General features: G+C 63.3%; 9 protein-coding genes and 1 pseudogene. 3 read left to right on the top strand and 7 right to left on the bottom strand.

Annotation, left to right across the window (positions count from 1 at the left end; genetic code table 11):
* Positions 1 to 34: 34 nt before the first annotated feature.
* From ACZBJS_RS13240 to ACZBJS_RS13225, 4 genes and pseudogenes are all read right to left on the bottom strand, one after another.
* Positions 35 to 1,393, bottom strand: coding sequence for a carbohydrate porin (locus ACZBJS_RS13240; protein ID WP_316393938.1), 1,359 nt, complete (start codon positions 1,391 to 1,393; stop codon positions 35 to 37).
* 307 nt (positions 1,394 to 1,700) lie between these two features.
* Positions 1,701 to 2,762, bottom strand: a complete 1,062-nt coding sequence (locus ACZBJS_RS13235; RefSeq protein ID WP_316393939.1) for an ABC transporter permease — start codon at positions 2,760 to 2,762, stop codon at positions 1,701 to 1,703.
* Positions 2,759 to 4,285, bottom strand: coding sequence for a sugar ABC transporter ATP-binding protein (locus tag ACZBJS_RS13230; RefSeq protein ID WP_253589199.1), 1,527 nt, complete (start codon positions 4,283 to 4,285; stop codon positions 2,759 to 2,761). The genes ACZBJS_RS13235 and ACZBJS_RS13230 overlap by 4 nt, the downstream gene beginning before the upstream one ends.
* Before the next feature lie 63 nt (positions 4,286 to 4,348).
* Positions 4,349 to 5,253, bottom strand: a pseudogene (locus ACZBJS_RS13225) (sugar-binding protein).
* A 302-nt stretch (positions 5,254 to 5,555) separates the two neighbouring features.
* On the opposite strand from ACZBJS_RS13225, the gene ACZBJS_RS13220 reads away from it, so the two are divergent.
* Together ACZBJS_RS13220 and ACZBJS_RS13215 are read left to right on the top strand one after the other, a co-directional pair.
* Positions 5,556 to 6,821, top strand: coding sequence for an ROK family protein (locus tag ACZBJS_RS13220; RefSeq protein WP_168855345.1), 1,266 nt, complete (start codon positions 5,556 to 5,558; stop codon positions 6,819 to 6,821).
* Between the two features lie 81 nt (positions 6,822 to 6,902).
* Entirely contained in the window at positions 6,903 to 7,661 is a 759-nt protein-coding gene (locus ACZBJS_RS13215) for an SDR family NAD(P)-dependent oxidoreductase (protein WP_057017428.1), read from the top strand.
* Here ACZBJS_RS13215 and ACZBJS_RS13210 read toward each other — a convergent pair.
* The 3 genes from ACZBJS_RS13210 to ACZBJS_RS13200 all read right to left on the bottom strand — a co-directional run bounded on the left by ACZBJS_RS13210 (position 7,658) and on the right by ACZBJS_RS13200 (position 10,743).
* Entirely contained in the window at positions 7,658 to 8,479 is an 822-nt protein-coding gene (locus ACZBJS_RS13210; RefSeq protein WP_141340368.1) for a MetQ/NlpA family ABC transporter substrate-binding protein, read from the bottom strand. The genes ACZBJS_RS13215 and ACZBJS_RS13210 overlap by 4 nt on opposite strands.
* 71 nt (positions 8,480 to 8,550) lie before the next feature.
* Entirely contained in the window at positions 8,551 to 9,891 is a 1,341-nt protein-coding gene (locus ACZBJS_RS13205) for an LLM class flavin-dependent oxidoreductase (RefSeq protein ID WP_253638781.1), read from the bottom strand.
* A gap of 27 nt (positions 9,892 to 9,918) precedes the next feature.
* A complete protein-coding gene (locus ACZBJS_RS13200; protein ID WP_057017431.1) occupies positions 9,919 to 10,743 on the bottom strand; it encodes a class I SAM-dependent methyltransferase in 825 nt (274 codons plus the stop codon).
* A 388-nt stretch (positions 10,744 to 11,131) separates the two neighbouring features.
* Between ACZBJS_RS13200 and ACZBJS_RS13195 the strand changes: the two genes are divergently transcribed.
* Positions 11,132 to 12,568 carry an FAD-dependent oxidoreductase gene (locus tag ACZBJS_RS13195; RefSeq protein ID WP_316393943.1) on the top strand — a complete coding sequence of 479 codons (1,437 nt, stop codon included), beginning with the start codon at positions 11,132 to 11,134 and terminating at the stop codon, positions 12,566 to 12,568.
* Positions 12,569 to 12,654: the final 86 nt, after the last annotated feature.

Below are 12,654 nucleotides of genomic sequence, written 5' to 3'. Positions count from 1 at the left end.
GCTGGCTTTGCTCAAGCATGCTGGCCACCTCCGCTCAGAAGTGCACCAGCGTGCGCAGACCGAGAATCCAGGCGTTGTCGGTCTTCACGCCGGCGGCATTGTACCCGCGCCCGCCAGGATGCATCACATACTGGGCGTCGAACTTCAGGTTCATCCAGCCCGTCGCCTGCCACCCGTACCAGGCTTCGATCGGAACTTCGTTTCCTCCGGCGTTGGGCGTGAGCGCAGCGGTATTCACATGGGTCGTACCGACCGCAAAGCCGACTTCGTCCTCCGAGCGCGAGGCGAACGTTCCGGTGTGCCTGAAGCCGAATGCAATCTGGTAATCCTGGTACGACGTGCGGTGGTCGGCGACGGTCGTATTGAGGAAGGTGTACCAGCCCTGTGCCTTGGGACCTTCAACCGTCAGCCGCTGCAGGATCGATTCATAGACGCCATAACGACCGCGCGAATCTCCGAGATTCTGGTCCGAGACGCCGCCGGTGCCCGGAGAGATCGCAATGATCCCCGGCAGGCCGCCATCAATTGTCGATGCGCTGTCATACCAGCCGCCAAATCTCCAGGTCCCGTTCAACGGACCGCTCGGCGCCCAGACCACCTCGACCGGCACCAGAACGCCCGAGGCGGGGCTAGAGCCGGGGACACCCGGCAGGAAGTAAGTCACGGAGTCCGACGTCGTCAGGTAGTTCGGGTTGGCGTCGTAGACGCCGACCGAGAGCTGCCATTCCTTGGCGAAGTTGTAGTGCACCACACCGGCCCATTGGCTCACCGGCCAATTGTAGATGTAGCCACCCTGGATGTTGCCGGGCTGGCCGCCGCAGAAGGTCAGGTTGATGAACTCGCAGAGACCAAAGAAGAAGTCGGAGCCGACCGGAAGACGGCCGCCCTTGAGCTCAAGGCGATCATCGAACAGCTTCTGCGAGTAGTAGAGTTCGGTCAGGCGAAGAATGCTGCCGCGGCCGAACACTTCGTTGGTCAGCTGCAGCGCCGGAATTCCCGCCTCGTCATTCAGGTTGCGGCCGAAGCGGTCGACCAGCGTGAGGCCAACCGTGCCGCCATGGATGCCGGCAAGTTTTGCCATGTCGAACTTGGCCTGAAAGAAAAGCTGTCCGGCTTGGGTCGCGGTGTTCCTGTTGCCGCCCGACAAATTGCCGACGGCTTCGTCGCCCAGTGTCAGGGCCAGCGAGATCCCTCGCTCCTTTAGTTGCGTCCTGCCGAGATCGCCGAACAGATATGGTCTTGTCCAGAAGTCATCGGTCTCGGTGTAAGGCACCGGCGGAGCCTTCGACATGAGATCGGCCGCATGCGCGCCGCCGCCGCTGAACAGAGATAACAACGCCAACGCCATCCCCACGCCGCACGCCCGCGCGGTGTTTACAGACCTAAGTGACATTTTCTGCACTCCCAGCGTCCCCGGCTTTGTCTATTTTTGTGCCACGTTCCCGCCCAAAGCCCTTCAGCGGGGAACGCGATAGTTTCAATTCATCGCTCTATCAATCAGAGATAGAATATGCGCACGCAAAGCCCTCCGAGACGGTCGCGAGGGTCTGCCTGCGGCTCACTGGGCCAGGCTTGCTGCGCCAAATTGGATACGAGCGCCGCGAGCTTGATCGATCTTGCGCCTCGAACTCCTTCCCCTCGTTCCTCTACTCAAGCCGCCGCGACCATATTCCCGGTCCGGGTTCTTCCTTTTCGAGTTGTCATGCCTGATCGCCCGTCGTCGTCGGCAACGCAGCCGCGCTATGCGAAGCTGCGCCTTGCAGAATTGTGCTTTCCTTCGATCTTGGTGCAGTGCGGGCGAGGCCTGCGAGCGCGGCCTTGCGCCGTCGACGGGCCTGCAATTGCTGATCCGCCAGCACACCGATCAGGATCACGGTCCCCATCACCGCGAAGTTCAGCGAATTGGGAATGCCGAGGATGTTCACGAGGTTCTGCAGCACCTGCAGCAACGCCGTCCCGAGCACGATGCCCAGAATGGAGCCCTCGCCGCCGCGCAGGCTGCAGCCGCCGAGGACGGCCGCCGCGATCGCATAGAGTTCGTAGAAGTTGCCGAAGGAACTCGGAGAAACCGAGTTGGTGTAGAACACAAACATCACGGTCGAGACGCCGGCGAGCCCGCCGCTGATGACATAGGCGGTGGCGATCACGAGATTGGTGTTGATGCCGGAGAAGCGCGCCGCTTCCTCGTTCTTGCCCACGGCATAAAGCAGGCGCCCGTAGACCGAGCGGTGCAGCAGCACGCCGAGGATCAGCGCAAGGATGATCAGGAAGATGAAGGTGTTCGGGATGCCCGCAATATTACCGGAGGCGATGTTGCTCAGCGTGCTCGCCTCGTCACCGTAGCCGAAGCCGCGTGTCGAATCGCTGGTGTAATAGCGCGCGGCGCCGCGATAGATCAGCAGGCCGCACAGCGTTACGATGAAGGGCTGCATTTTCAGCCGCGTGATCAGGAAGCCCTGGATGCCGCCCAGCGCAAGCCCGCCCATCAGGACCAGCAGCAGCGCAAACGGCCAGGGCACCTGATAGGTCGTCAGCAGGTCGATGAAGATGACGCCGAGCAGCGCGAACATCGAGCCGAGCGAAAGATCGATTCCGCCGGTGATGATGACGAGGCCTTCACCGAGCGCGAACACGCCGAACAGGCCGATCAGATTGGCCATGTTCAGCAGATTCACGAACGACAGGAAGGCCGGATTGATCGCGCCGGTGATGGCGGAGATCACCGCCAGCAGCAAGAACAGGCCGAGTTCCTTCTTCATCATGGCGCAGCGGCCTCCATGGTTTCGAGCGGTTGGCCGACCGCCAGCCTCAACACGTTGTATTCGCTGAACTGGTCGCGCTCGATCACGCCGCTGACACTGCCTTCATGCATCACCGCCACCCGGTCGGAGACGCCGATCACTTCCTCCATGTCCGAGGAGATCATCACGATCGCGACGCCCTGGTCGGCGAGGCTGCGCATCAGCGCGTAGATCTCGCTCTTGGCGCCGACATCGATGCCGCGGGTCGGCTCGTCGAAGAACATCACGCGCGGCTGCATGGAGAGCCACTTGCCCAGCACCACCTTCTGCTGGTTGCCGCCGGAGAGCGTCACGGCTTCGATGTCGATGCTCGGCGCCTTGATGGACAGCCGCCTGGCCTGGTCTTTGGCGATTCTGCACTCGGCCGCGCCGTTGACCAGCCACATCCGCGCATGATCCAGCAGGCTCGCGAGCGTCACGTTCTCCCGGATCGGCAGTTCCAGCACCAGGCCGGATTTCTTGCGATCCTCCGGCACCAGGTAGATCCCTTGCCTGATCGCGTCACGCGGCGAGGCGACGCCGACCGGGGCGTTGTCGATCCGGATCTCGCCGCCCAGCAGCGGATCGACGCCGAACACCGCGCGGGCAAGCGAGGTGCGGCCGGCGCCGACGAGCCCGGCGAGGCCGAGGATCTCGCCGCGCCGCACCGACAGATTGATCTGTCGGTCGGGAAAGGCAGTGGTCACGACGCCGGCGATATCGCAGCCGCCCGGCTGCGGCGTGCAGGACGGCGGTGTATATAGCGCCTTCAGGTCGCGGCCGATCATCAGCCTAATCATGGCGGCGTGGCTGAGTTCGTCGCGCGCCAATTCCCCCACCGTGCGCCCGTCGCGCAGCACCACGACGCGATCGGCGCAGCTCATGATCTCGCCGAGCCGGTGAGAGATGTAGATCACCGAGATGCCGTGCGTCTTCAGGTCGGCAATTACCTCAAGCAGCCGCTCCGTCTCCGAAATCGTCAGGCTGGAGGTCGGTTCGTCCATGATGATGACGCGGGCGTCGATCGAGAGCGCCTTGGCGATCTCCACCATCTGGCGCTCCGCGATCGACAAATTCTCGACCAGCGTGCCCGGCGTGAAATCGGCGCCCAGCCGTTCCAGCAGCGGCATCACGCGGGCGTGCATCTGCACATTGTCCACCAGCTTCAGCGGGCCGCCGGCCAGCTTCTCGCGTCCGATGAAGACATTGGCCGCGACGTCGAGATTCTCGAACAGGTTCAGTTCCTGGTGCACGAAGGCGATGCCACATCGCGTCGCCTCGGTCACCGTCATCCGGGCGTGCTCGGTGCCGCCGATGCGGATCACGCCGGTGCTCGGCGCGATCACGCCGGCCAGCACGCGCATCAGCGTCGATTTGCCGGCGCCGTTCTCGCCGATCAGGCCCAGCACCTCGCCGCGATTGACGCGCAAATTGACGTCGTCGAGCGCCCTGACGCCGGGATAGGTCTTGCTGATTCCGCTGAGTTCCAGCAGCGTTTCCGCCATTCGCATGTCCTCCTGCACAACGCCCGGCGGCCTGTGGCGGCCGGGCGTTGAAGCCGACTGAAGTTACTTCTTGAGCAGTTCCTTCAGATGTGCGGCGAACTCCGCGACGTTGGTCTTGCTGATCACCTTGGTCGGCACGATCAGCTTGCTGTCCTTCGGAATCCAGGACTTGTCGCCGTTCAGCGTCTTGATGATGTTGGTGGCGGAGAGATAGCCGAACTCGTAGGGCTGCTGCACGACCGTGGATTCGATCGTGCCGTCGGAAATGCCGCGCAGCGTCCGCTGGTCCTCGTCGAAGCCGACGATCTTGACCTTGCCGGCCTTGCCTGCGGCCTTCACCGCGTCATAGATCAGCGGCGTCTCGTAGCTCCATAGGCCGGACAGCAGCGCGATGTCGGGATATTTGACGAGCACGTTCTCCATGTTCGCCTTGGCCTTGGCGAAGTCCACCTGGTCGGTGAACACGTCGACCAGTTCGACCTTGGTGCCGGCGATCGCTTCCTTGATGCCCTGCACCCGCTCGCGGGCTTGTCGGCGTCCATCGTTCCGACGAACAGCGCGATCTTGCCGCCGTTCGGCAGCGCCTTCTTGATCTCCTCGCCGGCCTGCCGCCCTGCCGCGACGTTGTCGGTGCCGATATAGGCGAGGCGATTGCTCTGCGGCGCGTCGCTGTCCGTGGTGATCAGCACCGTCTTGGCCGCAACCTTGTTGAGTTCTTCGGTTGCATGCGGTGCATCGTCGACCGAGATCGAGATACCGGCGACGCCGCGCACCAGCAGATCGTCCAGTTCGCGCCGCTGGCCGGCCGCCGTCCCTTCATTGGTGACGATCAATTCGATATTGTAGTCCGGGTGCTCCTTCTGCGCCTTCTCAAGCCCACGGCCCGCGATGGTCCAGAAGTCGGCCGCGACATTGGTCACCAGCGCGATGGTCTTTTTCTGCTGTGCCTGTGCTACCCCCGTCGCCATGGCGCGCGCGGCAGCGCCCGCCATGAGCGGCACGATCAATTTTCTGGTTGAGACATTCATATGCACCTCCCTGTCGACAACCCCGGTGAGGGGATTTCACGCCCGGCGCTTTTCACGCCTTATTTTATTCACGCAACTAATAAATTAGCGCGACAAAATGTCCAGTCAAGGATGTTCATGATCACGCCTTCACCCAATAATAGTATAGGGGTGATGTTTTCCAGTCGCTATCCGCGTTTTTTGACCCGCAAAACGAGTAGCCTGCGTTGAATAATTTCATCAAGAGAATTAAAAAGCGCAATATGAACGAACAGCCCGAGCCGTTGAGACGTGCTTCGAGCCTGGCCCGCGGATCGAACCCCGGCCGTCTCGTCGAGGTCCTGCGACGCCAGGGGCCGTTGCCGCGGGTCGAGCTCGCACGCAGCACGGGCCTGAGCTTCCCCGCCATTTCGGCCATCACGTCGAAGCTGATGGCGGAGGACCTGCTGTGCGAAGCCGAGACAGATGCGGCGACGCTGTGGCCCGACGACGCCGACGAAGAGGACGCGGATGGTGGCCGTCGCCGCGGCCGGCCGGCAGTCCTGCTGACCCTGAATCCCGAATTTGGCCGCATCATCGCGGTCTCGCTGCGCATGAATCTGGTCGAGACACTGATCGCCGATTTCAGCGGCTCCGCCCTGGCGCAATCGCGACTTGAACTCGCGACGCGCGCGCTCGATGCAAGCGCACTATGCGAGCTCGTGATCGCACAGATCGACGCCATGCTTGAGGCGACCGCCACGCCGCGACATCGCTTGCTCGGAATCGGAATAGCGCTGCAGGGCATCGTCGACGGCGATACCGGCCGGCATCTGTGGAGCCCGGCGCTGTCGATCACCGACGTCGATCTTGCCAAGCCGATCCACCAGGCGTTCGCTGTCGAAGTCGTGATGGCGAACGACGCGGTCGCGGTCGCGCTGTCCCTCGCTGCCGCCGAACCGGCACTGGCGCAGGGCCTCACGGCCACGATCATGGTGGGCCACGGCGTCGGCATGGGCATCATTGTCGACGGTGAAGCGCGCTGGGGTGCCGGCGCGGGCAGTGAGATCGGTCATGTCAAATTGGCGCTGAACGGCCCGCAATGCCGCTGCGGTCAGCGCGGCTGCATCGAGGCCCATCTTGCCGACTATGCGCTTTACCGCGATGCCCGCACCTTTCTCGACCTGCCGCCGGCGGCGTCGCAGCAACCGTCCGAGGCGCAGATGGCTCTGTTGCGCGATCGGGCGCGGAGCGGCGATTCCCGTCTCGAGCACTTGTTCCAGCAGGCGGGTCACGCGCTTGCCGAAGCGGTCGCCACGACGATATCGGTGCTGCGCCCGCATCATGTCATCCTCGCAGGTCCCGGCCTGCAGGCATTCGACATGATGCGCAGTGCCTATGAGGAGAGGCTCGACCAGGCGGTGCTGCCGTGGCTGCTCAAGTCCACGGCAATATATGTGCGTCCAAGCGAGTCGGCGACCATCGTCGACGGCATGGTGCGGCGGACGCTGCGGGTCGTGGACCGCAGCCTCATGGAGACAACCGAGTGAACCTCGGAATCTGTGGCCCTTTTGCCTGAGCCGCAGCAACGCAACCGACGCCCTTCAGGCGCCAATATCGAGAGGATGCCAATGCAGGGCGCCATCTATCCAAGTCTCAAGGACCGGACCGTACTGGTCACCGGCGGCGGTTCCGGCATCGGCGAGGCGATCGTCCGCCGGTTCATCGGCCAGGGCGCGCGGGTCGGATTCATCGATATCGATCTGACGTCGTCGGAGCAGCTACTGTCCGATCTCGGGGCACAAGCCCGCGTGCACTTCGAACATGCCGATCTGCGCGACATCGGCGCGCTGCGGCGCGCGGTCGCCGGCATCCGCGAGGCGCTCGGGCCGGTCACCATCCTGGTCAACAATGCGGCCCGCGATGATCGTCACGCGATCGAGGACGTCACACCGGAATTCTGGGACGAGCGGATCGCCGTCAACCTGAAGCACCAGTTCTTCAGCGCTCAGGCGGTCGCGCCGGACATGAAGCAGGCAGGGGGCGGTTCGATCGTCAACATCGGCTCGGTGAGCTGGGTGATCGGCCAGGGCAACATGCCCTGCTACACAACGGCCAAATCAGCCGTTCAGGGCCTCACCCGGGCGCTAGCCCGCGATCTCGGGCCGCACAACATACGGGTCAATTCCATCCTGCCCGGATGGATCATGACCCAGCGGCAGCAGGATCTGTGGTTGACGTCTGAAGGCGTGGCCGAACTGATGCAGCGCCAATGCCTCAAGCGCAAGCTCGTGCCTGATGATATCGCCCGCGTCGTGCTGTTCTTCGCCGCCGATGACAGCGGTGCCTGCACCAACCAGAGCCACATCGTTGATGGTGGCTGGGTCTAGCGCTTCAGGTAATCCGGCAAGGTAAACCCGTCATAGAAGCGGTCGGACAGGATCGTGGTCTTGAACGTCTGTGATTTGTAGCCGGCGACGATGTCCTGCGCCCACGGCGAGCCCGCATTGGCCTGCTTCACCGCGACCACATTGATATAGGGCGTTGTCATCTTCTCCAGGGCGAATGCATTGGTCAGCTTCAAGCCGCTGTAGATCGCGAAGTTGCCCTGGATGGCGGCGAAATCAACGTCATCGAGCGCGCGCGGCGCCTGTGCCGCTTCCAGCGGCACGATCTTGATGCCGCCGGGGTTCTTGATCACGTCGAGTTCGCTGACATCGACCGGCTTGGAGTCGCGAATCTCGACGAGGCCGAGATCGCGCAGGATCCAGAGCGCACGCTGCAGATTGACGGGATCGTTGGGCACGGCCACGGTCGAACCGGGCTTGATCGGCGAGCCGACCGGGTGCTTCTTCGAGTAAAGCCCCATCGGGGGCGTCGGGACGTGGACGATGCCGACGAGGTCGGTTTGCTGCCGCTCGTTGTACGAGTTCAGGAAGATCGTGTGCTGCATGACGTTGGCGTCGATCTCGCCCTTGAACACTGCATTATTGGCTTCCAGCCCGGTCGAAAACTCGACATAGCGGATACGGTAGCCCTTCTTCTCGAGTTCCGGCGCGACGCCAACCTTGAATTCGTCGATGTAGGGGCCCGGCACGAAGCCGACTTTCAGATCGGATTTGGCTGATGTCTCCGCGTGCAGGGCGGCGCCGGTCAGAGCACCGAGAATGAGCAGGGTCGAAACGAGCAGGACGCGCGCAGTGGTCATTGAACTCTCAAATCCTCAGGCTGTGGGCAAATAGCGATCCGGCCGACGCGGGGTCGGCGGTTTCGATCACGTCAGGCGATCGCCTTGATCGATCCGGAAAACACGCTTTGCGGCCGGCTCAGTCCGTAATGGTCACGCAGCGTCGTGCCGCTGTACTCGTCGCGGAACAGGCCGCGCTTGCGCAGGATCGGCACGACCTGCTCGGCGAAGATATCGAACCCGCCGGGTAGCCAGGGCGGCATCACGTTGAAGCCGTCGGCCGCGCCATTGTCGAACCAAGTCTGGATGTTGTCGGCGATCTTCTCCGGCGGGCCCGCGATCACCCAGTGGCCGCGCGCCCCGGCGAGACGCTGCACGAGCTGGCGGATGGTCGGCTGCTCGCGATCGACGATGTCGACCACGAGCTTGAAACGGCTGGCGACCCCGCGGGCGCTGCCGGTGTCGATCAGGTGGCGCGGAAAGGGACCGTCGAGGTCGAAGCCGGAGAGGTCGAGCCCGATCATCTGGCGAAGTTGGGTCAACGAGTATTCCGGCTGGATCAGCTCGTTAAACTCGTCCTGCAACAGGTCGGCTTCGGCCTGCGTGCTAGCGATGAACGGACTGATGCCCGGCAGGATCCTGACCTGATCGGGGCTGCGGTCGAACGCGCGTGCCTGCCGCTTGATGTCCGCATAAAACTCCTGGGCGCTCGCCAGCGTCTGATGCGCGGTGAAGATCGCTTCGGCATAGCGCGCGGCAAAGGCGCGTCCGTCATCAGACGAACCCGCCTGGACATAGACCGGCCGTCCCTGCGGCGTCCGCGAGATGTTGAGCGGGCCGCGTACCCGGAAGTGCTTTCCGACGTGATCGATCGGATGGATCTTTCCCGTATCGGCGAAAATGCCGGATGCGGGGTCGTTCACCACGGCGTCGTCTTCCCAGCTGTCCCACAGCCGCGTGATGACATCGATATATTCCCGCGCCCGCTCGTAGCGTTCGTGGTGAGGTGGATGCTCGGGCAAGCCAAAGTTCTGCGCCGCCTGTGCCGTGCTGGTCGTGACGATGTTCCAGCCGGCCCGGCCGCCGCTGAGGTGATCGAGTGACGCGAACAGGCGGGCCAGATTATAAGGCTCGGTATAGGTCGTCGACGCGGTCGCGATCAGGCCGATCCGTTTCGTGGCGACGGCGATCGCGGCCAGCCAGGTGATCGGCTCGAACCGGAAGCGTTGTGCGTAGCGAACATTGTCGGCGAGCGCGGGGCCGTCGGCGAAGAAGATCGCGTCGAATTTCTGCGCCTCGGCACGCTGCGCCAGCTCCTGGTAATAGCTGACGTCAAGGATGCGATCCGCCGCAGACCCCTGGTAGCGCCACGCCGCCTCGTGATGGCCGCCGGGATAAATAAAGAGGTTAAGGGAAAGCTGTCGTTTGCTCATCTCGGATCTCGTGAGTTTTGCTGATTATTATTGGTGGGACGGCGCCTTGTGCGCAAACGCGAAGCGCAGGTAGCGCTCCAGCTTCAAACCTTCGGGCGTGCGCTGTTCTTCGACAAGGCGCGCGAAGGTGCGGCGCACCAGTTCGCGCTCGTGAGGGGTGAACGCTTCGAGGAAATTTCCGAATGCGCTCGCTTCCGACCACTGCAGCAGCGATGCCGCATCGTCGTGGATATCGATCAGCGCGCGCAGCTCGCTGCGGTAGCCGGCGAAGCCGTGTGCCGCGAACAGCGATTTGAGCTCCTCGTCGGTCGATCCGAGCACCGGGTTCGAGTCCTGGCGATCGCCGGCAAGACCCGCCTCGATGATGGCGCGACGAAGCAGCAGGCGCGACTGGTGCGGCCTGGACGGATCCTGCACATTCAATCCGAGGCGGCCGCCGGGCTTGAGCACGCGCCGGACCTCCCGCAGCGCGCGATCCTTGTCGGAGATCCAATGGAAGACGCTATTGAGATAGACCGCGTCGAACTGCGCGTCGTCGAAGCGCGACAGTTCTTCGGCGCGCCCGGTGGCGAACTGGAGGTTATCCCCCTGCCGAAGGCGCGCAATTTCGATGCGGCCGGCAAGTGGATCGATACCGATCACGCGGCCGTCCGGACCGACCAGTCCGGCGACGAATTCCGCAAGCCGGCCGGTTCCCGTCCCGATGTCGAGCACGTGCTCGCCGGTCTTGATGGCGAGCGGCCCGATCAGGAACTTGCCGTGGCGAAATTGAACGAGTCCCGCTTCATCATAGGAGCGGGCGAGCTCCGGGGTATCGTGTTCAAGGCTGATGTTGCCGGCAGTTCGCGGCATTTCGAGAGATCCATCGTTGCTCGCCGCGCGTCGACGTCAGGTGCGTGCGCTGCGTCAGACTCTATGTCGGCGGCGGTGAAATGAATTTGCGTTGTTGCACGGCAAGCGAGCATGAACGTGACGAGTTCGTCGTTCACCGGAGATGACTGCGATCGCGCCGATCCCGGCGACGTATGATTTGGGAAGTTCTCCCGATCGATCGCGCCGATCCCGCACGTCGCAATGCACATGAGACGATCGGTCAGGCGGCGATCATCGCAAATATTTCAATGCCCGCGTTGTCCACGACGCGAACATTGCCTGCTATCAAAAACAAAGCTGGTTTCGTTTCATTGACTGAATGTCGATCGCTTTTACGATTTGTAACGTCAAAGCGAGGTGGTCATTCATGCCGCAATCCGATCCCGACAGCGTCGCCCGCGAGGCCCTCCGGCTGATCGGGGTCGACCCACAGAACTGGGTGCCTGATCGCGACGGAATCGATCACAACGTCGTCGTGGTCGGCGGTGGCCAGTCCGGCGCGGCCTTCGCGTTTGCGTTTCGGCGCGCCGGGATCGGCAAGGTCTCGGTGATCGACGCCGCCGCCGACGCCAGCAAGGCCGGCGTGTGGCTGACGAGCGCGCGAATGCACAAGCTTCGCACTCCGAAGACGCTTCCAGGTCCGGAGCTCGGTCTGCCCGGTCTCGGTTTCCAAGCATGGTATGAAACGCGCCATGGCGCGGCGGCCTTCGACGCGCTCGATCGGATTCCGCGGCTCGACTGGGCGGCCTATCTCGACTGGTATCGCCGCGTGACAGGCGCCGGCATTCGTTACGGTACGCGGCTGCTCCGCATCGAGCCCGCAGCCGATCATTTGCGGTTACATCTGGAGCGGAGCGGGGTCACGACCATCGAGACCACGCGCAAGCTGGTGCTCGCAACCGGCTTTGCGGGTAGCGGGGGCGCTTATGTCCCCGACGCGCTGCGTGTCCTGCCGAAACGATTCCGTGCGCATACATCGGAGAAGATCGATTTCAGGACGCTGCGAGGTCTTTCCGTTGCGGTGATCGGGAGTGCTGCGTCGGCCTTCGATGCGGCGGCCGCAGCCCTTGAGGCCGGAGCGCGTGATGTTCATCTGTTTGCACGCCGGGAAACCTTGGCCGCGTTGCCGGTCATTCGGATCCGCGGCTACCCGGGAGCCTATGACAACTATGGCAGCTTGCCCGACGCGGTGCGCTGGCATCAAGCGATTCGGTTCAGGCAGGCTGGGTCGACCCCGCCGCCGGATGCGATCTCGCGCGCGGTAGCCTTCCCCAATTTTCATCTGCACCTGGGCGCACCCTGGACCTCGGCGCAATTGAAGGGGGTGCGGCCGGTCGCCATCACTCCGCAGGGCGAGTTCGCGTTCGATTTCGCGATTGCGGGAACTGGCTATTCCGTCGATCTGGGCGCGCAGTCAGAGCTCGGCGATTTCGCCGACGAAATCCTGCTGTGGCGAGATCGCTTCGTGCCGCCTGACGACGAAAAGGACGATCGCCTGGCGGCCTATCCTTATCTCGGGTCCGGGCACGAGTATCTGGAGAAAGTTCCGGGCCGCGCGCCGTATCTGAAGGACATTCACGTCTTCAATCCGGCAGCATTTGTCAGCTTCGGCCTGCCGATCGGCGACGTTCCAAGCTTCAAGCGCGACATTCCGGGGATCACGGCCAGGGTCAGCCGCGATCTGTTCCTGGCCGACCTTGCATCTCACGAGGCGCGCATCAACGGAGAGATCGCGGAGGATTTCACCGCCGAGCTCTATGCACCGGCTGTCTGGCGACCGCCGCAGCCCGTCGCGGCGGAATAGCGAGGATCACGACCACATCATTGATCTCCGCCGTCGTTTCCGCGACCGGCGCATGGCGGAGCCTTGTCCAGGGGATCGCGGCGACG

The organism is Bradyrhizobium sp. KZN70725 (assembly GCF_055264925.1).
This window is presented reverse-complemented; position numbering and strand designations above follow the sequence as displayed.

Excerpts from the sequence above, each read along its gene's own strand:
- ACZBJS_RS13200 (WP_057017431.1), bottom strand. The coding sequence starts at position 10,743 with ATGCCGCGAACTGCCGGCAACATCAGCCTTGAACACGATACCCCGGAG.
- ACZBJS_RS13230 (WP_253589199.1), bottom strand. The coding sequence starts at position 4,285 with ATGGCGGAAACGCTGCTGGAACTCAGCGGAATCAGCAAGACCTATCCC.
- ACZBJS_RS13220 (WP_168855345.1), top strand. The coding sequence starts at position 5,556 with ATGAACGAACAGCCCGAGCCGTTGAGACGTGCTTCGAGCCTGGCCCGC.
- ACZBJS_RS13195 (WP_316393943.1), top strand. The coding sequence starts at position 11,132 with ATGCCGCAATCCGATCCCGACAGCGTCGCCCGCGAGGCCCTCCGGCTG.
- ACZBJS_RS13215 (WP_057017428.1), top strand. The coding sequence starts at position 6,903 with ATGCAGGGCGCCATCTATCCAAGTCTCAAGGACCGGACCGTACTGGTC.
- ACZBJS_RS13210 (WP_141340368.1), bottom strand. The coding sequence starts at position 8,479 with ATGACCACTGCGCGCGTCCTGCTCGTTTCGACCCTGCTCATTCTCGGT.
- ACZBJS_RS13235 (WP_316393939.1), bottom strand. The coding sequence starts at position 2,762 with ATGATGAAGAAGGAACTCGGCCTGTTCTTGCTGCTGGCGGTGATCTCC.
- ACZBJS_RS13240 (WP_316393938.1), bottom strand. The coding sequence starts at position 1,393 with ATGTCACTTAGGTCTGTAAACACCGCGCGGGCGTGCGGCGTGGGGATG.
- ACZBJS_RS13205 (WP_253638781.1), bottom strand. The coding sequence starts at position 9,891 with ATGAGCAAACGACAGCTTTCCCTTAACCTCTTTATTTATCCCGGCGGC.